Source organism: Kribbella sp. NPDC051620 (assembly GCF_044453825.1).
In the GTDB taxonomy this organism is placed as follows: Bacteria; Actinomycetota; Actinomycetes; order Propionibacteriales; family Kribbellaceae; genus Kribbella.
Genome location: NZ_JBITDB010000005.1, coordinates 412,192 through 432,857, shown reverse-complemented (window position 1 = coordinate 432,857; position 20,666 = coordinate 412,192). Strand labels below are relative to the sequence as shown.

At 68.8% G+C, this 20,666-nt stretch carries 19 protein-coding genes; 5 read left to right on the top strand and 14 right to left on the bottom strand.

Translation table 11 applies throughout. The annotated features are described in order from the left end of the window. Positions 1-4 precede the first annotated feature (4 nt). The 5 genes from ACIA12_RS26645 to ACIA12_RS26625 are packed head-to-tail and all read right to left on the bottom strand — an operon-like array spanning position 5 to position 6,634. Positions 5-886 carry a carbohydrate ABC transporter permease gene (locus ACIA12_RS26645; RefSeq protein ID WP_396369802.1) on the bottom strand — a complete coding sequence of 294 codons (882 nt, stop codon included), beginning with the start codon at positions 884-886 and terminating at the stop codon, positions 5-7. Beyond that, positions 880-1,875, bottom strand: a complete 996-nt coding sequence (locus ACIA12_RS26640) for an ABC transporter permease (protein WP_396369801.1) — start codon at positions 1,873-1,875, stop codon at positions 880-882. Before ACIA12_RS26640 ends, ACIA12_RS26645 begins: the two co-directional genes overlap by 7 nt. Then, complete coding sequence (locus ACIA12_RS26635) at positions 1,872-3,464, bottom strand: extracellular solute-binding protein (RefSeq protein ID WP_396369800.1); 1,593 nt, start codon at positions 3,462-3,464, stop codon at positions 1,872-1,874. The genes ACIA12_RS26640 and ACIA12_RS26635 overlap by 4 nt, the downstream gene beginning before the upstream one ends. Before the next feature lie 9 nt (positions 3,465-3,473). After that, complete coding sequence (locus ACIA12_RS26630; RefSeq protein WP_396369799.1) at positions 3,474-4,979, bottom strand: FAD-dependent oxidoreductase; 1,506 nt, start codon at positions 4,977-4,979, stop codon at positions 3,474-3,476. 2 nt (positions 4,980-4,981) lie between these two features. Continuing rightward, positions 4,982-6,634 (bottom strand): FAD-dependent oxidoreductase, encoded by a 1,653-nt coding sequence (locus ACIA12_RS26625; RefSeq protein ID WP_396369798.1) that lies wholly within the window; start codon positions 6,632-6,634, stop codon positions 4,982-4,984. A gap of 163 nt (positions 6,635-6,797) precedes the next feature. Between ACIA12_RS26625 and ACIA12_RS26620 the strand changes: the two genes are divergently transcribed. From ACIA12_RS26620 to ACIA12_RS26610, 3 genes are read left to right on the top strand one after another with little or no spacing between them, the layout of a single operon-like run. Then, positions 6,798-8,351 carry an FAD-dependent oxidoreductase gene (locus ACIA12_RS26620; RefSeq protein WP_396369797.1) on the top strand — a complete coding sequence of 518 codons (1,554 nt, stop codon included), beginning with the start codon at positions 6,798-6,800 and terminating at the stop codon, positions 8,349-8,351. Then, entirely contained in the window at positions 8,348-9,382 is a 1,035-nt protein-coding gene (locus ACIA12_RS26615; RefSeq protein WP_396369796.1) for a LacI family DNA-binding transcriptional regulator, read from the top strand. Before ACIA12_RS26620 ends, ACIA12_RS26615 begins: the two co-directional genes overlap by 4 nt. Before the next feature lie 22 nt (positions 9,383-9,404). Further along, positions 9,405-9,929 carry a dihydrofolate reductase family protein gene (locus ACIA12_RS26610; RefSeq protein ID WP_396369795.1) on the top strand — a complete coding sequence of 175 codons (525 nt, stop codon included), beginning with the start codon at positions 9,405-9,407 and terminating at the stop codon, positions 9,927-9,929. Positions 9,930-9,941: 12 nt separating this feature from the next. Here the strand turns inward: ACIA12_RS26610 and ACIA12_RS26605 are convergent, their stop codons facing one another. After that, on the bottom strand, positions 9,942-10,319 hold the full coding sequence (locus ACIA12_RS26605; protein WP_396369794.1) for a hypothetical protein: 378 nt from the start codon (positions 10,317-10,319) through the stop codon (positions 9,942-9,944). Positions 10,320-10,411: 92 nt separating this feature from the next. On the opposite strand from ACIA12_RS26605, the gene ACIA12_RS26600 reads away from it, so the two are divergent. Beyond that, entirely contained in the window at positions 10,412-11,644 is a 1,233-nt protein-coding gene (locus ACIA12_RS26600) for an MFS transporter (protein WP_396369793.1), read from the top strand. Here ACIA12_RS26600 and ACIA12_RS26595 read toward each other — a convergent pair. The 8 genes from ACIA12_RS26595 to ACIA12_RS26560 form a co-directional block, all read right to left on the bottom strand. Further along, positions 11,641-12,072 (bottom strand): EVE domain-containing protein, encoded by a 432-nt coding sequence (locus ACIA12_RS26595; RefSeq protein WP_396369792.1) that lies wholly within the window; start codon positions 12,070-12,072, stop codon positions 11,641-11,643. The genes ACIA12_RS26600 and ACIA12_RS26595 overlap by 4 nt on opposite strands. A 6-nt stretch (positions 12,073-12,078) precedes the next feature. Beyond that, positions 12,079-13,062, bottom strand: coding sequence for a porphobilinogen synthase (hemB, locus tag ACIA12_RS26590; protein ID WP_396369791.1), 984 nt, complete (start codon positions 13,060-13,062; stop codon positions 12,079-12,081). A 3-nt stretch (positions 13,063-13,065) separates the two neighbouring features. Continuing rightward, complete coding sequence (locus tag ACIA12_RS26585) at positions 13,066-14,820, bottom strand: uroporphyrinogen-III synthase (RefSeq protein ID WP_396369790.1); 1,755 nt, start codon at positions 14,818-14,820, stop codon at positions 13,066-13,068. Next, positions 14,817-15,698, bottom strand: a complete 882-nt coding sequence (gene hemC, locus ACIA12_RS26580) for a hydroxymethylbilane synthase (RefSeq protein WP_396369789.1) — start codon at positions 15,696-15,698, stop codon at positions 14,817-14,819. The genes ACIA12_RS26585 and hemC overlap by 4 nt, the downstream gene beginning before the upstream one ends. Next, entirely contained in the window at positions 15,695-16,987 is a 1,293-nt protein-coding gene (locus tag ACIA12_RS26575) for a glutamyl-tRNA reductase (protein WP_396369788.1), read from the bottom strand. Before ACIA12_RS26575 ends, hemC begins: the two co-directional genes overlap by 4 nt. After that, entirely contained in the window at positions 16,984-17,739 is a 756-nt protein-coding gene (locus ACIA12_RS26570) for a redox-sensing transcriptional repressor Rex (protein WP_396369787.1), read from the bottom strand. Before ACIA12_RS26570 ends, ACIA12_RS26575 begins: the two co-directional genes overlap by 4 nt. Positions 17,740-17,867: 128 nt before the next feature. Further along, positions 17,868-18,107 carry a glutaredoxin family protein gene (locus ACIA12_RS26565; protein ID WP_396369786.1) on the bottom strand — a complete coding sequence of 80 codons (240 nt, stop codon included), beginning with the start codon at positions 18,105-18,107 and terminating at the stop codon, positions 17,868-17,870. After that, positions 18,104-19,552 (bottom strand): class I adenylate-forming enzyme family protein, encoded by a 1,449-nt coding sequence (locus ACIA12_RS26560; protein ID WP_396369785.1) that lies wholly within the window; start codon positions 19,550-19,552, stop codon positions 18,104-18,106. Before ACIA12_RS26560 ends, ACIA12_RS26565 begins: the two co-directional genes overlap by 4 nt. Before the next feature lie 201 nt (positions 19,553-19,753). On the opposite strand from ACIA12_RS26560, the gene ACIA12_RS26555 reads away from it, so the two are divergent. Beyond that, positions 19,754-20,653: an HAD family hydrolase gene (locus ACIA12_RS26555; protein WP_396369784.1), complete on the top strand. Its 900-nt coding sequence runs from the start codon at positions 19,754-19,756 to the stop codon at positions 20,651-20,653. Positions 20,654-20,666: the final 13 nt, after the last annotated feature.

Below are 20,666 nucleotides of genomic sequence, written 5' to 3'. Positions count from 1 at the left end.
GGAGTCAGCCCTTCACCGCCCCCAGCACGATGCCCTTGGCGAAGTGCCGTTGCAGGAAGGGGTAGACCAGGCAGATCGGGACGAGCGAGACGACCAGGATCGCCATCTGCAGCGACTGCTGCGGCGGCATCACCTCGCCGGGGAGATCGCCGCCGACAGAGGTGTTGTCGACGACGTACGTGCGCAGGACGAGCTGGAGCGGCCACTTCTGCGGCGAGTTGATGTAGAGGATCGCGTTGAAGTACGCGTTCCAGTAGCCGACCGCGCTGAACAGTCCGACCACGGCGACCACCGCCTTCGACAGCGGCAGCATCACCCGGGTCAGGATCTGGAGCTCGTTCGCGCCGTCGATCCGGGCCGCATCGATGATCTCGCCCGGTACGTCGAGGAAGAAGGCGCGCACGATGATGATCTGGAACGCGCTGGTCAGGCCGGGCAGGATCAGCGCCCAGTAGGAGTCGATCAGGCCGAGCTGCTTGATCAGCAGGTAGTTCGGGATGATGCCGGCGCTGAAGAGCAGCGTGAACAGGACCAGGAACAGCAGCGGCCGCTGGCCCCACGATCCGGGCCGGGACAGCGAGTACGCGATCGACACCACGACGACGATCGACAGTCCGGACCCGACCACGGTGAGCAGGATCGACACGATCGTCGCCCGGGTGACGACGCCACCGCGGAAGATCGCCTCGTACGCCGCGAACGACGGGTGATCGGGGAACAGGACGTAGCCGCCGGCGCTGGTGATCTGTTGCTGATCGGCCAGCGAGGTGGAGATGACGGCCAGGAACGGGACGATCACCAGCGCGCAGGCGAAGATCAGTACGACGCCCTTCGCGCCGCGGATCGTCTTGGTGGGCGGCGCCGTACCGCTGATCAGGGCTACCACTTCGCGTACACCCCCCGCTCGCCGAACAGATGGGCGACCTTGTTCGCGGCCAGCACCAGAATCGTGCCGATCAGGCCCTTCACCAGGCCGACCGCCGCGGCCACGCCCCAGGCGCCGCCGACGATGCCGCGGTTGTAGACGTAGGTGTCGAGCACCTCGGACGCATCCAGTCCGACCGGTCCCTGCTGCAGGAAGATCTGCTCGAAGCCGACCGACAGCACGTCGCCGAGCCGCAGGATCAGCAGCAGGACGATCACCGGCCGGATCGCCGGCAAGGTCACGTGCCAGAGCTGGCGCAGCCGGCCGCCACCGTCGACGGCGACGGATTCGTACAGCTGGGTGTCGACCCGGGACATCGCGGCCAGGAAGATGATCGTTCCCCAGCCGGCGTCCTTCCAGATCACCTGGCTGGTGATCAGACCGATGAAGAGGTCCGGATTGCCGATGATGCTCAGCAACGGCAGGTCATGGGCCCGGGCCCAGGTGTTGTACAGGCCGGCGTTGCCGAGCATGTGCTGGAAGATCGCGACCACGATCACCCAGGACATGAAGTGCGGCAGGTACAGGATCGACTGCGCGACCCGCTTGAGCCGCTCGCTCAGCAGCGAGTTGAGCAGCAACGCCAACGCGATCGGCACCGGGAACACCAGCACGAGCTGCAGACAGGAGATCACCAGGGTGTTGACGAGCGCGTTGACGAAATCCGGGTCGCCGTCGATCACCACCCGGAAGTTGTCCAGTCCCACCCACGGCGCCTCGGTGATGCCGAGGTACGGCTGGTAGTCCTTGAACGCGATCACGTTGCCCAGCAACGGCACGTAGTGGAAGAGGATCAGGAGCACGATCCCAGGGAGCCCGATCAGCAGCAGGAACCGGTCACGCCAGAACCGGTCGAAGCCCGACTGCTGTCCCGGCTTCTTCTTGCGTGCACCGGTCTCGTAGATCTGAGCGCCCGCCTGGTTGGAGGTCGGCGACAGGTCGGCCTTCACTGGTTCGCGTATTCTTCGCGGATCTTGTCGCCGCCGCGCTTCTTCCAGTTCTGGACGGCGTCGTCCCAGGAGCTGAGCGGCTTGCGGCCGGAGATGATGTCCAGCTCGGCGGCGTTGACCAGCTTGTCGAGCTCGTCGGCCTTGCTGATGGCGGTCGCGGAGTAGAGCGCGGCGCCGGGATTGGCCAGCAGGTTCGGCACGATCTTCTCCTGGTACGCGCGTTGTACCCGGACGCGCTGTTCGTTCGACGGACCCAGCACGTGCGGCGCGTCGGCGATGTACTCGAGGGGGAGACTGACCTGGGTCTTGCCGACCGAGGTGCGTACCGGCTTGTCGTCCTGCCAGGTGTAGTGGACGCCCTCGACGCCGAACCGGCGGAACATGTACTCGCTGGTGCCGAGCGGCGCGGCCAGCCAGTCGCAGATCCGGAGCAACTGCCGGATCCGGTCGTCACCCGCCTTCTTGAACGCCGTCAGCGCGAAGATCGCGGCGCCCTCCCGCTGCACGCCCTTCCCGCCGTCGAATCCGGGCACGGGCATCCCGCCGACGTCGACGCCGTAGGTGTCGGCCATCAGGTCCCAGGCTGCGTACCCGTCGGCGTTCAGCGCGATCGTCCCGTTGCCGAACAGATCACGTAGCTGCAGCTTCCCGCCGAGGGCGTCCGGATGGAACACCCCGGCCTTGTACAACTCCGCGGTCCGGGCGACGGCTTCCTTGCGTTCGGGCACTTCCAGCTCGGAGACGAACTTCCCGCCGTCGAGCTTCCAGACGTTCGGTACGCCGAGCATGTTGCCGATGAACGTGCTCACACCCTTGGAGCTCCCGAATGCCCAGCGGTTCCCCTTCGCATCGGTCAGCCCCTTCGCCACCTCCACGAACTCCGCGTAGCTGGCCGGCTCGGGGTTCAGCGACCGGGCCTTGATCAGGTCGGCCCGGCTGAACATGATCGTCCCGATCACCGACCGCGCGATCGGAATCGCGTGGATCCCGCCCTTGTACATGGTCGGGAACCAGGAGTCGGTCGGCAGGTTGGCCAGGAACGGGTAGTCCTTGATCGCCGCCGCCGACAACCTCGGGGTCAGGTCCGCGCACAGCCGCGACAGCATCTCGCCACGGTTCGGCAGCTTCGAGGCGATCATCATGATGTCCGGCAGGTCACCGCCGGCGATCACCGTCGACAGCTTGCTGACATAGTCCGCGGCCGGGGTCATGGTGATGTCGAGGTTCGCGCCGATCCGGTCGTTCAGCGCCTTCCAGTACGCGTTGCTGCCGACACCGGGCGGCGCCGGGTTGAACATGTTGGTGAGGATCTTGACGTCGCCCGCGCCCGCTCCGGGCTTGTCGTGGTACCCGTCGACCAGCTTCCGTGGGTACTTGAAGAACGCGGGCATCACGCCGTTCGCCGTGCCCGGGAGGTCCGGTTTGACCAGGCCGTACGGTACGTAGTCCGGCGGGGTCGCCTTCGAGGCCCGCGCCGCGTCGCCCGGGTCGCCGGAGTCGCCGCAGCCCGCCAGCACCGTCCCGGAGGTTGCCGCGAGCAACGAGACCCCACCGGTCAGCTTGAGGAACTGTCGCCTGTTGGACTGCATGGCATTCTCCTAGGAGTCGAGTTCGGGCAGCGTCAGGACGCTGCCGTGTTCGGTGAGGGCGGCGGCGAGCGCCGGGTAGTCGTAGTCCTGGACGGCCTGCCCGGTCCGCAACGACTGGGCCAGCAACTCGCCCGCGGCCTCGCCGAGCATTCCGTAGTTCGGCTCCATCCGGGCGGACAGATAGCCGACGTGACTGGCCGAGAAACAGATCGGTACGACGAGGTTCGCGATGCCGCCACGGGCCGGGAACAGCACCTCGGCCGGCAACTGGTACAGGTCGACCGGGCCGTTCTTCTCGGTTCCGGTGACCGATCCCTCGCCGACGATCGTGTCGTCGCCTTCTGGGTAGTACTGGACGATGTGGCAGTCGATGCCGTAGTTCCAGCAGCAGACCGGCGTCGCCTTCGTGTTGCCCGGCTTGCGCAGGTCGTGCTGGGTGAGCACGGTCTGCCCGATCATCCGGCGCGCCTCGCGGATGTAGAGCGCGTGCGGAAACCCTTGCCCGTAAGGGCTGTCGGTGAACTCGTCCGGCGGCAACCCGAAGGTCTGCGCGTCCTTGCGGAAGGCTTCGGGCAGTGACGGATCGTTGGCAAGCCAGTAGAGCATCCCCCGATGCCACCGCACCTGCTCGGCGATCACCTCGTCGCGGCGCTGCCAGCTCCCGTCGGGGTAGTCCCACGACGCACCGGGCAGGTCGAAGCCGAAGAACAGCGCCTGGTTGGTCTGGTACTTGTCGTTCGGCAGCAGAGCCGTGTGCGTGACGATCGACGACAACCCCTCGATGCCGCGCTGCTCGAGCAGTTGGCCCAGGTACCTGTAGAGCTTCGGGTCGTAGTCGTCCGGCTGCTCGAACGGCATCCGGTCCGGGCCCTTGTCCAGGACTCCGCGGAAGTTGTACGCCTGCACCTTCAGGTCGCCGTCGCCCGGCGCCTCGGTCGGCACGGATCTGACCGGATAGAAGGTGTTCGGCCGGAACGCCTGCCGCCGGTACGCCCGGTCGGGCAGGAATCCACCGAGCGGTTCGTCGTACTGACTCGCCGGTTCGCGGCCGACGGCGTACGGGACGCCGGCCGCGGCGAGTAGATCACCCTCGTACGACGCGTCCACGAAGGCGCGTGCCCGTCGCCATCCCTGGCTGGTGCGGACGGCCTGGATCCGGTCGGCGCGGACCTCGACGTCGGCCGGTCCGTGGATGCGTTCGTTGACGAGTACGTCGACGTTGGCCTCGTCGAGGAGCTGACGGGCGACGCGTTCGGCGACCTTGGGCTCGAAGAGGTACTGCGGGCCGTCCGCACCGTACTCGGCTCCGATGCCGCTGAAGAACCGGCTGTGGGTCAGGCCGGCCAGCGCTTCGAGCGTGTTCGGGGTGTCGCTCTTCACCAGGCCGCCGGCGACGATGCCGCCGACATGGCCGGTCGGCTCCAGTACCAGGCTGCGATAGCCCCTGAGCTGCAGCCGGACCGCTGCCATGATGCCAGCCAGGCTGCCGCCATAGATGATGACGTCGTAGTCCATCGTCAACTCGCCTTCACGCGGGGCTCGGGAGCGGCGTGGACCGGGGTCGGGCGGGCTGCCTGCGACGGCCGGGTGCGGGCGATGTCGTCCGGCCATTTCACCGGTACGCCCAGAGTGCCGGTGAGCAACCGCTGCAGGTCCTCGGTCTGCTGTGGCGAGTCAGCGACCGCGTGCGGTTCGGTTCCGTTGGTGAGGCACTGCGCCGCGAGCGCGCCGACTGCCTCGCCGATGCTCCACTCGACCGGATGGAGCCGATAGCAACCATTCGTCAGATGGGTGGTGCCGATGTTCTTGTTCGCCGGCAACAGATTCCGCAGCCGCTGCGGGATCAGCGCTCCGAGCGGGAGCTGGAACGGGTACACCTCGAGGTTGACGTAGTTGATGCCGGCCGTGCTCGGATGCAGGTCGATGTTGTAGTGCCCGACCCCGACCCCGTCGCTGAAGAACTCCGCGCCGGCGCCCTCGGGCCGATCGACCACGGCGACATGCTGCTCCTTGATCGTGAACCGGGCCCGGATCCGGCGCGACTCCCGGATGTACGGCGCCTTGGCCAGACCGTCCGTCGTACCGGTGAGATCCGGGCGCAGCTTGAGACCCGGGTAACCGTGGCCGCCGTCGTGGCGGGGCGCCTCGGTCTGCATCCAGTGCAGGTAGGACAGCGAGAGTTCGCGGCATCGTCGCAGGGCGAGCTCCCGGTCGGTACCGGGCCCGATCAGCGCGGCCTCCCAGTAGTCGACGTTCGGCCAGTTCACCAGCGAGATGTCGGTGTCGATCACGGCCGGGTCGAACTGGCTGCGGGCGCGGATCCGGCGGAAGTGCCACAGGTCGGCGGCATGCGGAAGGTCCATGTCGACCTCGAAGATCCGGTTCTCCCGGGCCTCCATCGTGCGGATGTCGATCTTGCGCCAGGACAGCTGCGGGCTCGGCCAGAAGGAAGCCTCATGGGTCTTCCAGTGGTCGTACGACGCCGGGCGCTCGACGGTGTGGTCCTCGCCGGGGCGGTACTCCAGCGGGAAGCACCAGGTGATCGCCTGCTGGTCCAGCGGGTCGGCGACCTCGGCGGCGAACTGCTCCCCCGTCTCGCTCTGCGCCTCCGCTCCGAGGACGTGCTCGACGCCGGCCAGTTCAAGCAGGTCGCCGAGTTCGGTCGCGTCCACGACCAGCGGCGCGGTCACGGTGACCCGGTCCCCGCGCCCCTCCAGCGTGACCGAGGTGACGCGGTCCCCGTCCGTCGTCGCTGCCGTCGGAACGTGGTTGAACAGCACGGTGATCCGGCCCGCGGAGATGTACGGCGCGAGCAGTTCGTCGATCACGGCGACGCCGACGCGCGGCTCGTGGCAGAGCCGGCTGACGTTGCCGAGACCGGGGTTCAGCGCCGGCTCGGCCGCGGCCGCCGGAGTCAGCGGGTAGTTGCGGCGGTAGTAGTCGCGGATCCGGGTGCGCAGGTCGCGATAGCCGGACGAGATGTGCCGGCTCTCGATCCACGGGTGCTCGTCGGACGGCACCGCCTGCGCGGTCAGCTGGCCGCCGAGCCAGTCCGTCTCCTCGGTCAGCAGTACCTGATGCCCGAGCTTGGCTGCCGTCAGCGCCGCCGCGACACCACCCAGACCACCGCCTACCACCAGCAGGCCGGTGCTCAGTTCTCGATCCGTCACAACGTCCCCATATCTGCTAATAGATCAGCAAGAATCAGTTTCCCGAACTGCGCATCACCGTACGCTTGAACGGCTGGCCGGTGTCAATAGCTTGTTGCGGGCGGATTTCGGCGTGGTGAAGTATTTGCTGATTATTAGCAGAGAAGCTGGTAGAACAGTTCGCATGACGCCCGCTCTGGAAGGTCTCCACTACCACCGGCTGCCGCCCGCGCCCGAACCTGCCAACCCGCTGGACACCGATGTCGTCGTCTACGGCGCGACCTCCGGCGGAGTCACCGCCGCGGTCCGGGCCGCGCGGGCCGGCCTCCGGGTGGTGCTGCTCGCGTTCGACGACCGGGTCGGCGGCATGACCGCGTCCGGCCTGGGCGAGACCGACGTCGGTGACCCGAACACGATCGGCGGACTGACGCGCGCGTTCTACGCCGAGGTGTCGGCCGCCTATCACGCTCCTGATCCGCACTGGCGGGTCGAGGCCCATGTGGCCGAGGAGATCTTTCTGCGCTGGCTGGCCGAAGCCGGGGTCCTGCTCCACCGCCGCCGGCACCTGCTCGACGTCACGCGGCAGGCCGGCCGGATCACCGAGCTCCGCACCGACGACGGCTCGGCCTACCAGGCCAAGGTCTACGTGGACGCCTCGTACGAAGGTGATCTCCTCGCCGCGGCCGGTGTCTCGTACACGGTCGGCCGCGAGCCCACCAGCACGTACGGCGAACCACTCGCCGGTGTGCAGCGCAGCATCAACCACCAGTTCGAGCGCCCGATCGACCCGTACGTCGTACCAGGCCGGCCGGGCAGCGGCCTGCTCGCCGGGATCTCCCCCGAACCGCATGGCTCGATCGGGTCCGGCGATCACCACGTGCAGGCGTACAACTTCCGCCTGCAGGTGACCGACGGACCTCTTCGGTTGCCGTTCCCCCGACCGGAGGGCTACGACCCCTCGCGGTACGAGCTGCTCCGCCGGTATATCGATGCCGGTGCGTACGAGTTGTTCGGACGTACGACGCGGGTACATGACAAGGTGTTCGACATGAACAACCACGGCGCATTCTCCTCCGACCACATCGGAGCGAGCGATGAGTGGCCGGAGGCCGGCTACGCGCGCCGGGAGGAGATCTTCCAGGACCACGTCCGGTACCAGGCCGGGCTGCTGCACTACCTGTCCACGGATCCTGGTCTGCCGGACGCCATTCATGAGCGGACGCGCGCGTTCGGGCTGGCGCCGAGCGAGTTCGGTACGACCTCACACTGGCCGCATCAGCTCTACATCCGGGAAGGTCGCCGGATGATCGCCGACCATGTCATCACCCAGCACGAGGCCACCGGGCGGATCGCCGGACCCGATCCGATCGCGGTCGCGTCGTACGTGATGGACTCGCACAACGCGAAGCGGGTCCTCGTGGAGGGGCATCCGCGCAACGAGGGGAACGTGCAGGTGGCGCTGACCCGGCCATTCGGAATCTCCTACCGGTCGATCGTCCCCACCGCCTCGGAGTGCTCGAACCTGCTGGTCGCGGCGGCGCTGTCCGCCTCGCACGTCGCGTTCTCGTCGGTCCGGATGGAGCCGGTGTTCATGACCGTCGGCGAGGCGGCCGGCTGCGCGGCGTCGCACGCGATCTCGGCGGGTGTCGCCGTCCAGGACGTGGAGTACGACGCCCTGCGACGCGACCTGACCGGATCGGGTGGCATCGTCGGGTGGCCCAGGGGGGAGGCGGCATGAAGCGTTCTGTTTCACGGCAGGCGGACGTCGCCAGAGCGGCCGGCGTCTCGCAGTCGACCGTGTCGATGGTGATGAACGGGACGGCCGACCTCGGCCGGATCTCGGCGGGGACGCAGCGCAAGGTGCTGGACGCGGCCCGGCGGCTGCAGTACGCGCCGACCGGATCACGGCGGGCGGTCGCCCGGACGACGCCGCACCTGCTCGGCGTGCACACGTTCGAGCCGATCTTCCCGACGAGTTCGCGCGACTACTACTTCGAGTTCCTGCGCGGGATCGAGGAGCAGGCGGCCGCGGAGGGCTGCAACCTCGTCCTGTTCACGGCCGCTCCGGACGAGGACGGCATCCGGCGGATCTTCGCCGACGACGCGAACCGGCTCCGGCAGGCCTCCGGCAGCCTGCTGCTCGGTCATCACGCGGACCGGGAGGATCTCGCCCGGCTGGCGTACGAGGGATATCCGTTCGTCTACGTCGGTCATCGGGAGGTGCCCGGAGCGGCGATCAGTTATGTCGGCGGCGACTACCGGACCACGACCGGCGAGATCGTCGACGATCTGGTCGCGCTCGGCCACCGGGCCTTCGCCTACCTCGGTGAGCACGAGCGGGACGAGCCGCAGGTCGATCGGTGGACCGGCTTCGCCGGAGCGCTGGAGCGGTTCGACCTGCCGGTACCGGAGCCCGTCTTCGATCATCCGTCCGGGCTGACCACGGGCTGGCTGGACCAGGCGCTCGCCGCCGGGACCACCGCGATCCTGGTCGAATCGGTCAGCCTGCTGCGGGTCCTCGCGGCAATGATCGGCCTCCGCGGACTGTCCGTGCCCGGTGACCTGTCCGTCGTCCTGCTGGTCGACGACGAGGTCGAGATCGGGTCGGTGCCGTGGGCGACGCTGCAGATCCCGCGGAATGCGATGGGGCGCCGCGCGGTCCGGCTCCTCACCACGATGCTCACCGATCCGGACGGTGACTACGACCGGCAGATCCTGTTGCCCTGTGCGCACTCGCTGGACGGTACGGCGGGTCCGCCGCCGCGTTGAGGGACCATGGAAAGATAGTTGCGTGAGCTTCCATGCGGCCGTATTCATCGCCACCAGCCTGGACGGATTCATCGCGCGGCCGGACGGGTCGATCGACTGGTTGACCGAGCGGGGTGAGCAGGCCGGCGACACCGGGTACGACGCGTTCATGGCCGCCGTCGACACCGTCGTCGTGGGCCGCAACACCTACGAGAAGGCGCTGACCTTCGGCTTCTGGCCGTACGAGGGCAAGCAGGTCGAGGTGCTCAGTACGACGCTGGACGCCGATGCGGACGAGCGGATCATCGTGCACCGGACCCTCGACGGCCTGGTCCAGACGCTGGAGGACCGCGGCGCCAAGCGCATCTACACCGACGGCGGCCGCGTCATCCAGACCTTCCTCCGGGCCGGCCTGCTCAACGAGCTGACCATCACCGTCGTCCCCGTCCTGCTCGGCTCCGGCCTCTCCCTGTTCGGCGACCTCGACCAGGACGTCCCCCTCACCCACAACGCCACCCGCACCCTCGGCGCCGGCCTGATCCAGTCCGACTACACCGTCAAGCGCTGAGGCTCCGAAGCCTCACCAGATCAGGAACGACGGGGCGATCACCAGTGCGACTGTCGTCAGCACCAGCCCGGCCATGGCAGCAGCGGACGGCGGCCGGAGGCGACGGAACAGCGCCAGGTTGATTCCGATCACCACGGCCAGGATCAGCAGCGCCGCGACGATGCCGAGCGGGATGAAGCCGTCGGCCTCGCCGCCTTGGATCTCGTTGTTCGAGAACGGGGAGTCGGGGCGGTCGAACAGCATCGCCCTGGCGTGCAGGCCGATCAGGGTCAGCATCAGCAGCGGGTAGGCGAGCAGCACGCCGAGGGCGGTGTTCACGACTGCCCAGAGCCCGTACCACGCAAGTCCCCGGTGCCGGCTGCCGATGAGCTCTGGTGAAGTTGTCGTCACGTCGCCCTCCCCTGTCGCTGATTGAATCATCCTGCCGGGTCGCGCCAAATCCGGTTGCCGCGCGGAGGACCAGGGGGTGAGAATCGGCGTTTGTGGCTGGCCCTGGGTTGTTCGCCGATGTGACGCCGTTGCGGGAGTCGGTGGAGTTCCGGTGGTTGTGGGCGGGGCAGTCGCTGTCGTCGATCGGGAGTTTCATGACGATGGTGGCGGTCGCCATTCAGACGTACGAGCTCACTGGGTCTTCGGTGGCGGTCGGGGCGATCAGCTTGGCGTCGTTGGTGCCGACGTTGCTGCTCGGGCTGTTCGGCGGGTCGTTGGCCGACGCGGTGGATCGGCGGCGGCTGGTGTTGCTGACCGGGTGTGGGTTGATGGTCGTCTCGCTGCTGTTCGCCTTGCAGGCTTTGCTCGACTGGCGGCAGGTCTGGTTGCTTTACTTGCTGACGGCAACAGCTGCCGCGCTGGCCGCGGTCGACACTCCTGCTCGTCGTACGTTCATCCCGCGCGTACTACCGCTGGAACGGCTGCAGGCTGCTGCCGCGTTGTCCCAGTTGTCGTTTCAGGTGGCGGTGATCGCCGCGCCGGTGCTGGCGGGGGTACTCATCGCGGCGGCGGGGCTCGAAGCGGCGTACGGGCTGGATGCGTTGACCTTTGTCGCGGTGCTGGTGAGTGTCCGGAGACTGCCTCCGATGCCGCCCGACAGCGGAGGGTCGAAGCTCGGCCTGCGGTCGGTGGTGGAGGGCGTGAAGTACGCCGTCAACCACAAGCTGATCGGGATGATCTTCCTGATCGACCTCAACGCAACGGTCCTCGCGATGCCGACCGCGCTCTTCCCCGCCCTCGCGGCCACCCGCTTCGGCGGCGGTCCCCGAACAGTCGGCTACCTCTTCGCGGCCATCGGAGTCGGTGGCCTGATCGCCGCCATCCTCTCCGGTCCACTGGCCCGCCTACGCCACCAGGGCCGCGCGATGCTTGTCTCCGTAGCGATCTGGGGCGCCGGGATCGGCTCGGTCGGCCTCACCCACAACCTCTGGCTAGCCGTCGCGTTCCTGGCCATCGCAGGCGCCGCCGACATCATCACCACGGTCTTCCGAGCCACCATCCTGCAGACCAAGACCCCCGACGACCTTCGCGGCCGCCTCAACTCCCTCGACTTCATCATCGGCCTCGGCGGCCCCAACCTCGGCAACGCCCGAGCCGGCGCGGTCGCCGGCCTCTTCGGCCCGGCCACCGCCATCCTCACCGGCGGCGCAGCCTGCGTCCTCGGTGTCCTCCTCCTCGCCACCAACAAGACCTTCCGCCGGTACGACGCAAAGGCCGCGAGCTAGAGCAGTTCGCGGAGGCGCGCGTACTCCGTGGTGGTGAGATAGCTGGGGTTGCTCATCTGCGGCTGCTGAATGACCTCGATGTCGGCCAACGCCGGGTGGTCAACCAGATCAGTTCTTGGGAGCGGGCTGGGAAGGAACTCCAGAGTCAGCGGTACGACGTACTTCGGCGCAGTACCCCGGTCCTGCCAGTCCGCCGGACCGGTGATTTGGCCGATCGCCCAGATGCCGGGGATCGGAGTGGCGCGCGCCGAGCCGCTGACCCAGAGAACAGCAGGCTGGCCGGGCGCGAAGAGCGCCGAGCGGTAGTTGTCCTGCACACACCACGTGCTGACGCCGTGCTCCTGGAGCGCAGGCAGGTCGGTGAGCCTCGGATTGCACTTGAACAGCCAGGCGCCGAGGTTGTCCCGGCTGACGCGCTGGGCGGTCAAGACGGCTCAGCGGCGGACGAGCAACTGGGCGGCCTCGGCGGCCCAGTAGGTGAGGATCGTGTCGGCGCCGGCCCGGCGGATCGAGTTGAGGGTTTCGAGGATGGCGCGTTCGCGGTCGATCCAGCCGTTGGCGGCGGCGGCCTCGACCATCGCGTACTCGCCGGAGATGTTGTACGCGGCGACCGGGACGGTCACGTGGTCGCGAACCTGGCGGATGATGTCGAGGTACGCCAGGGCCGGCTTCACCATCACGATGTCGGCACCTTCAGCGATGTCCAGGTCGACCTCGCGGATCGCGTCGCGGGCGTTCGCGGGGTCCTGCTGGTAGGTCTTGCGGTCACCCTGGAGGGACGAGTCGACGGCCTCACGGAAGGGACCGTAGAAGGCCGAGGCGTACTTCACGGCGTACGCGAGGATCACCGTCTCCTGGAAGCCGGCGCCGTCGAGGGCGGTCCGGATCACGCCGACCTGGCCGTCCATCATCCCCGAAGGGCCGACGACGTGAGCGCCCGCCGAAGCCTGGGCCACACCCATCTCCGCGTAGATCTCAAGCGTCGCGTCGTTGTCGACCCGGCCCTGGGCATCCAGTACGCCGCAGTGCCCGTGATCGGTGAACTCGTCGAGGCAGAGGTCCGACATGACCAGCAGGTCGTCACCCGCTTCGGCCACCGCGTCCCGGATCGCCACGTTCAGAATGCCGTCCGGGTCGACCGCACCAGAACCGACGGCATCCTTCGAGGTGGGCACCCCGAAGAGCATCACTCCGCCGAGGCCCAGCGCGGCCGCCTCTGCGACGGCCTTCCGGGCGGTGTCGCGGGTGTGCTGGTAGACGCCCGGCATCGAACTGATCGCGATCGGCTCGCGCGCGCCTTCCCGGACGAACATCGGCAGTATCAGCTGCCGCGGCTCGATCGTGGTCTCGGCGACCAGCCGCCGAACCGCTGCCGACGACCGCAGCCGCCGCGGACGAACCTCCGGGAAACCAGACATCAGCTAGCTCTTCCTGCGGGAGCCCGAGCGGCGCTCGGACGGACGGGTGACCGGCTCACCGGCCTCGAGCATCGTGTCACGGCGATCCGCGCCGAAGCGAGCGAGTGCGTCGGCCAGTTCCTCCGCGGACGGGGCCTCGGCCATCGCGTCGACCCGCAGGCCGTGCTCCTCGGCGGTCTTCAGGGTCGCCGGGCCGATCACCGCGATCACCGTCGACGCGTGCGGCTTGCCGGCGATGCCGACCAGGTTGCGCACGGTCGAGGACGAGGTGAAGACGACCGCGTCGAACTTGCCCGACTTGATCGCCTCGCGGGTCGGCGCTGGCGGCGGCGCGGCCCGGACGGTCCGGTACGCCGTGACGTCGTCGACCTCCCAGCCGAGATCGGTCAGGCCGGCCACCAGCGTCTCGGTGGCGATGTCCGCCCGCGGCAGGAAGACCCGGTTGATCGGGTCCAGCACCTCGTCGAACGGCGGCCAGTCCTCGACCAGCCCGGCGGCGGACTGCTCACCCGAGGGCAGCAGGTCCGGCCGGATGCCCCAGGCGCTGATGGCCTCGGCAGTCTTCTCGCCGACCGCGGCGATCTTGAGGCCGGAGAACGCCCGGGCGTCCAGACCGTACTCGTCGAACTTCTCCCGGACCGCCTTGACCGCGTTCACCGAGGTGAAGGCGACCCACTCGTACCGGCCCTCGACCAGGCCACGGATGGCCTTGTCCATCTGCTGCGGGTTGCGCGGCGGCTCGACCGAGATCGTCGGCACCTCTTCCGGCATCGCGCCGTAGCGGCGCAGCCGGTCCATCAGCGGGCCGGCCTGGTCCTTGGTGCGCGGCACCAGGATCCGCCAGCCGAACAGCGGCTTGGTCTCGAACCAGGACAGCGACTCGCGCTGCTCGACGACCGCGCCGACCACGATCACGGCCTCGCCGACCAGCTTCGCGGCCCGCAGGTCGGCCACGATCGTGCCGAGCGTTCCGACCACCGAGGTCTGCGCGGTGGTGGTGCCGCCGACGGTCGCGGCGACCGGCGTACCGGCGTCGAAGCCGGACTCGATCAGCGCGGCGGTGGTGTCCTTCAGGACCTCGGTCGCGTTCAGCAGTACCAGCGTCTGCTTGGGGTGCAGCCGGCTGAAGTCGAGCTTGGCCTCGGCCAGGTCGAGCACCGTGACCTCGCGGTCGCTCTTCATCGTCAGCGGGATCCCGGCGTACGCCGGAACGGCGCTCACCTCGCTGACCCCGGGAACCACGTTGAAGCTGATGCCGGCCTTGCGGCAGGCGGACGCCTCCTCGGCCCCGCTGGAGAAGGTGAACGGGTCGCCGGTCAGCAACCGGACCACGTTCGACGAGGCCTTGGCGGTCTTCACCACCAGCCGGGCCCGGGCCGCGACCCGCAGCGCCCGGCTGCCCTCGGCGCCGGAGCCGTCGATGACCTCGACGCCCGGCTTGCAGTACACCAGGAAGGCGTCGTGCTCAGGACCCTCGACCACGACGGCGTCGGCGTTCGCCAGCACGTCCCGGCCGGCGATCGTCAGCAGGCTGGGATCGCCCGGGCCGACGCCGACGAAGGTCACGTGACCCAGTGGCCTGGTCTGCTTGGCGGTCGTGGTGCTGGCGGCGATCTTGGCCGGCACCTTCTGGGGTGCCGGGGTGGCCGCTGTCTTCGCGCTGCTCACGTCTGCTGTCGCCTTTGCCCTTGTCCTGCTCGTCTTCGTGCTCGTACCCGTACTCGTGCTCGCGTGCGTCGTTCCCCGTGCCGGTGTCATGTCTGCTCCAGCAAATCGTGCGCGAGAGCCCGGCCGACCGCGCGTGGATCGTCGACCGACCCGTTCGCCGACAGCCGCCGGACGCCGCCGTCCTGGCCGAGCGCTCCCCGGAGCCACAGCTCCGGCCCGTCCTCACCTTCGACCACTTCCGCGAGTGCGCCGACCGGAGCCGTGCACCCTGCCTCGAGCGTGGCCAGCAACTGCCGTTCGGCCGTCACCGCGGCGCGTACCGCGGGATCCTCCAACGGCGCAAGGGCTTTGAGCACCACGTCATCGTCGTCGCGGCATTCGATGCCCAGGGCACCTTGTCCCGGTGCCGGCAGCACCTGGATCGGATCCAGCGTCTCGGTGACCTCCGAAAGCCGGCCCAACCGGGCCAACCCTGCCCTTGCGAGCACCACCGCGTCCAATTTGCCATCCGTGACCATTGCGATCCGCGTGTCCACATTGCCGCGGATCCCGGTCAGTTCGAGGCCCAGTCCGAGCGCTTCCAGCTGGGCCTGACGCCGGGCAGAGCCGGTGCCGACCAACGCACCGGTCGGCAGCTCGCCGAGGCTCAGTCCGTCACGGGCGACCAGCACGTCCCGCGGGTCCTCACGCTCCGGGATCGCGCCGAGCGTCAGCCCGGGCTCCGGCGTCGTCGGCAGGTCCTTCAGCGAGTGCACCGCGATGTCGATCTCACCGGCCAGCAGCGCGTCGCGCAGTGCGCTGACGAAGATGCCGGTACCGCCGATCTGCTCCACCGGGGCGCGGTTGGTGTCGCCGGTGGTGACGATCGGGACCAGTTCGACCTCGTGACCGAGGGCCCGCAGCCGGTCGGCGATGTGGTTCGCCTGGACTGTCGCGAGCGCCGACCTGCGCGTTCCGAGCCTGATCATGCGGGATCACCTCCGGTTGCCTGTGAAGTCTTGGGAGCGGTGACCGCGTCCACGGTGGCGGGATCGAGGGCGAACAGCTCCCGCAGCGCGTCGGCATAGGTCGGGCCGCCCGGATCGGCGGCCAGTTCCTTCACCCGCACGGTCGGCGTGTGCAGCACCTTGTCGACCACCCGCCGGATGGTCCGGGCCACCTCGCCGCGCTGGACCTCGTCCAGCCCGGGCAGCTTGCGGTCCAGCCTGGCCAGCTCTGCGTCGACCAGCTCGCTGGCCATCGTCCGGAGCGCGACCACGGTCGGCAGCACGGATGCGGCGCGGCGGGTCGCCTCGAAGGCACCCGTCTCCTCGCCGACGATCCGGCGTACCTCGTCGATGTCGGCCGCGCTGCCACCCGCCGTACCGGCGAGATCGGCCAGCGTCACCAGGGTGACGCCCTCGATCCGCGCGGCCGCGGGATCGACATCCCGTGGCAGCGCGATGTCCAGTACTCCGAGCGGCCGCCCGTCGGCGGCGTCGCGGACCATCTCTTCGGTCAGTACCACGCCCCGCGCGCCGGTGCAGGAGACGATCAGGTCGGCCTCGCGCATGGCGCCGGGGACGTCGGCGAGCTTGATCGCCGTACCGCCGATCCGGTCCGCCAGCGCGACCGCGCGGTCGTAGCTGCGGTTGGCGATCGTCACGCTCGCCGCACCGCCGTTGAGCAGCGTCTGGGCCGCCAGCGAAGCCATCGAGCCGGCGCCGACGACGAGAGCACGGCGGCCTTCGTAGCCGCCGACGGCCTCGAGTCCCGCGGAGACAACCGACCGGCCGGCCGCGTCGATGCCGGTCTCGGACCGAGCCCGCTTGCCGACCCGCAATGCCTGCTGGAACAGGGGGTTCAGGGCGGAGCTGATCGTCTCCAGGTCCTGACCGATCCGCAGCGTCTCCTTCAGCTGGCCGAGGATCTGGCTCTCGCCGACGATCATCGAGTCCAGCCCGACGGCGACCTGGAACAGGTGCGAGACGGCGCCTTCCTCGAAGTGCACATAGAGGTGCTCGGCCAGGTCGAGCAGCGGTACGCCGGTGACGTCGGAGAGGATCGCGGTGACCTCGTCCATCCCGGCGTGGAAGCGGTCGACGTTCGCGTAGACCTCGGTGCGGTTGCAGGTGGCCAGGACGGCCGACTCGGTCACCGCCGGGGTGTGCTGGACCGCGAGCGCGAGCTTGGTCGCGGCGTCCGGATCGAGGGCCACCCGCTCGAGTACGGAGATGTCGGCTGACCTGTGGGAGATACCGACGACCAGGTAACTCACAGCACACCCCCGCCGACACTGGGCAGATCGGAGACCACACCGTTCATCGCTGGCAGTTCGGGCACCTCGGGGAGCGCCGCCTCTCCGGACTTTCGTTGTTCGTGGTACGCCAGGATCTGCAACTCGATCGAGAGGTCCACCTTGCGGATGTCGACGCCGGTCGGCACGGTCAGTACCACCGGTGCGAAGTTGAGGATGCTGGTGACGCCGGCTGATACAAGCCGGTCGCAGACCTCCTGGGCCGGACCGGCCGGAGTGGTGATCACACCGATCGAGACCCGGTCGGCCGCGACGATCTCCTCCAGCTCGGCGAAGTCCCGGACGATCATGTCGCCGATCTGCTCGCCGACCAGCGTCGGATCCGCGTCCAGCAGGGCGACGATCCGGAAGCCGCGGGTGCCGAAGCCGGAGTAGTTGGCCAGCGCGTGGCCCAGGTTTCCGATCCCGACGATGACGACCGCCCAGTCCTGGGTGACGCCGATCTCGCGGGCGATCTGGTAGCGCAGGTACTCGACGTCGTAGCCGACCCCGCGGGTGCCGTAGGAGCCCAGGTAGGACAGGTCCTTGCGCAGCTTGGCCGAGTTGACCCCGGCCGCGGTCGCCAGATCCTCGCTCGACGCGGTGGCGATGCCACTGTCCGACAAGGCGGTCAGGGCCCGCAGGTACACCGGCAAGCGCGCGACAGTGGCCTCGGGAATGCCGCGTTCGGTTCTCGTCGGCGCGCCGGGGCGACGGCTGCGGGCAGGCGTCACAATTCTCCTGGCTAGAGCTGTTACTCGGGGTGGTTCGCGAGTCACCGCCTCACGGCTGGCGACCACCCCACTCTAGGAGCTTGTGAACGTGAGAACAAAATCGAGAGACTGGCAAGTGGTCAAGAGCACTAAGTTGTCAAGGCCCTCTTCAGCCTGACCGGGTCGACCCGCCAGAAGTCGTGCTGGCGGCCGTCGACGAAGGTGACCGGGATCTGTTCGCCGTACTCCTTGAAGAGCTGCTCGTCCTGAGTGATGTCGATCTCACTCCAGGTGACGCCGAGCTCGGCGCAGACTCCGGCGACGATCGCCCGGGCGTCGTCGCAGAGGTGACAGCCGGGCTTGCCGTAGAGGGTGACGCGATCGCTCATCGGTCGGCCTCCCTCAGGCGGCCCTTGGCGACCTTGCCGGTGACCGAGTGCGGCAGGTGGTCGACCACCTCGATCTCGACCGGGCACTTGAACCGGGCCAGCCGGGTCGCGGCGTACTCGCCGATCGTGCCCGGGTCGAGTGCCGCGCCGGTCGCCGGTACGACGAAGGCCTTGACCGCCTCGCCGGTGTCCTCGGACGGTACGCCGATGACCGCCGCCTCCCGCACTCCCGGCGCCTGAACGAGGACCTCCTCGACCTCGCTCGGGAACACGTTGAAACCGGACACGATGATCAGCTCGCGGAGCCGGTCGACCAGGAACAGGTCGCCGTCGGCGTCGAGGAAGCCGACGTCGCCGGTGCGGTACCAGCCCTCGCCGTCCGGGCCGTCGACGCCGTCCGGCCAGTAGCCCGAGAACAGGTTCTTGCCGCGGATCAGGATCTCGCCCGGGTCGTCGCCCTCGACGTCCTCGCCCTGCTCGTCGGCGATCCGCAGCTCCACGTGCGGCAGCGGCCGGCCGACTGAGCCGGGCTTCGGGTCGTGCTCGCCGAGCGTCGCGGTGACGCCGGGCGAGGCCTCGGTCAGGCCGTATCCCTGGTGCACGAACAGGCCGGTGGCCTGCTCGAACCGGTCCGCGAGCCCACGATCGAGCGTCGACGCGCCGGTGAGCACGACCTTGACCGTACTGAGCGCTTCCTTCAGGTCCGGCCGGGCGATGAAGGCGTTGAGAGCCGGCGGCGCCAGCGGGAGGCGCGTCACGCCGTACTGCCGGATCAGGTCGATGGTGGCGGTCGAGTCGAACCGTGCCTCGATGATCAGTTGCGCGCCGGTCGCGACGGCCCAGCCGAGCACCGCGTTGAGGCCGAACGCGTGGAACATCGGCAACACGCCGAGCACGACGTCGTCGGGGCCCATCCGGTCCTCGCCGAGGTCGGCCAGGTTCTGGACGTTCGCGCCGAGCGCCCGGTGGGTCAGCATCGCCGCGCGCGGGTCGCCGCTCGTACCGGACGTGTAGAGCAGGACCGCGAGGGCCTCCGGGTCGGTCTGCGGCGTAAGCGGAGCGTCACCGCCGAGCTCGCCGGGCCGGACCACCCTGATGCCGTCGAGCTTGTCCGCCAGATCCCCGTCGGCGACCGCCAGCCGGGCGCCGGAGTGCGCGATCACGTTGCCGATCTCGCCCTTGGTCAGGCCCGTGTTGAGCGGCACGGCGACCAGTCCGGCGCGAAGACATCCCAGGTAGGAGGTCACGAACTCGATGCTGTTCGCCATCAGCAGCACCACCCGGTACCCCGGTACGAGACCCGCCGCCGAGTACCCCCGGGCAGCAGCGTCGACGGCCTCGTCGAGCTGGCCGTAGGTCAGCCGCCGATCCCCGTCGACCAGCGCCTGACGTTCGCCGTGACGTCGCGCTGTGTCACGAAGAACATCCGCGAAGTTGAAGTTCACCAGGCGAGTCTGTCACGACAGCGCTAGGGTCGTGCTCCGGGAGTCCGTGCGGTGGCTCCGGTGTCCAGGCAGGTGGCTCGCAAGGCGGAGGGAGGGCTCGATGCGCTTTCCATCGTGCCCTCCCGACAACGCCGCGAGGCGCCTGCCTGGGCGCCGGAGACGACGTGCGGAGGCCCGGAGCACGGCGCTAGGGTCCTACCTGTGACTCGACCAACGACGCGCGATCTGCGCGCCCGGTCGGTACTGGCCGGACAGGCGAGTGCCGCCGCCGCCGAACTCGAGGCGGCGTTGCAGACCCCGCCGGTGACCCACGCGGCCGCGTTCTTCGACCTCGACAACACGATGCTGCAGGGCGCCTCGGTGTACCACCTGGCCAGAGGTCTGTACCGGCGCAAGTTCTTCACCGGCGCCGAGATCGCCAGCAAGGCGGTCGACCAGCTCAGGTTCCGGCTGCAGGGCGAGACACCCGAATCGGTCGCCAACGCACGCTCGTCGGCGCTCTCGTTCATCGCCGGGCACCGGGTGGCCGAGGTACAGATCCTGGTCGAGGAGATCTTCGACGAACTGATGGCCGACAGGATCTGGCCGGGCACCAAAGCCTTCGCGCAAGCGCACCTGGACGCGGGCGAGCGGGTCTGGCTGGTGACCGCCTCGCCGGTCGAGGTGGCCCGGCTGATGGCGCGCCGGCTCGGCCTGACCGGAGCACTGGGAACGATTGCAGAAACGCGTGACGGGGTCTATACAGGGCGTTTGGTCGGCGATATCTTGCATGGTCCGGCGAAAGCGGAGGCGGTCCGCGCGCTGGCGGCGCACGAGGGGCCTCACCTGGCCGATTGTGCGGCCTACTCGGATTCGGTCAACGACCTGCCGATGCTCGAGTTGGTGGGCCACCCCTGCGCGATCAACCCCGATTCCAGGCTCCGCCGGCATGCCGAGGTGGCCGGCTGGAAGGTGCGCGATTATCGGACCGGACGGAAGGCGGCACGCCGCGCGCTGTTGACAGCGGGTGCTTCAGGCGTAACGCTCGGTGCTGTCTCAGCCGCTGTGGCCATCCGCGGCAGTGTCTTACAAAGACGTGTCAGACGCAGACGTGTCAGTTGAACGGGGAGAGAAC

Bases quoted from the DNA above. Each gene is read 5' to 3' on its own strand.
- ACIA12_RS26620 (WP_396369797.1), top strand. From the start codon at position 6,798: ATGACGCCCGCTCTGGAAGGTCTCCACTACCACCGGCTGCCGCCCGCG.
- ACIA12_RS26585 (WP_396369790.1), bottom strand. From the start codon at position 14,820: ATGACACCGGCACGGGGAACGACGCACGCGAGCACGAGTACGGGTACG.
- ACIA12_RS26635 (WP_396369800.1), bottom strand. From the start codon at position 3,464: ATGCAGTCCAACAGGCGACAGTTCCTCAAGCTGACCGGTGGGGTCTCG.
- ACIA12_RS26630 (WP_396369799.1), bottom strand. From the start codon at position 4,979: ATGGACTACGACGTCATCATCTATGGCGGCAGCCTGGCTGGCATCATG.
- ACIA12_RS26615 (WP_396369796.1), top strand. From the start codon at position 8,348: ATGAAGCGTTCTGTTTCACGGCAGGCGGACGTCGCCAGAGCGGCCGGC.
- hemC (WP_396369789.1), bottom strand. From the start codon at position 15,698: ATGATCAGGCTCGGAACGCGCAGGTCGGCGCTCGCGACAGTCCAGGCG.
- ACIA12_RS26565 (WP_396369786.1), bottom strand. From the start codon at position 18,107: ATGAGCGATCGCGTCACCCTCTACGGCAAGCCCGGCTGTCACCTCTGC.
- hemB (WP_396369791.1), bottom strand. From the start codon at position 13,062: ATGTCTGGTTTCCCGGAGGTTCGTCCGCGGCGGCTGCGGTCGTCGGCA.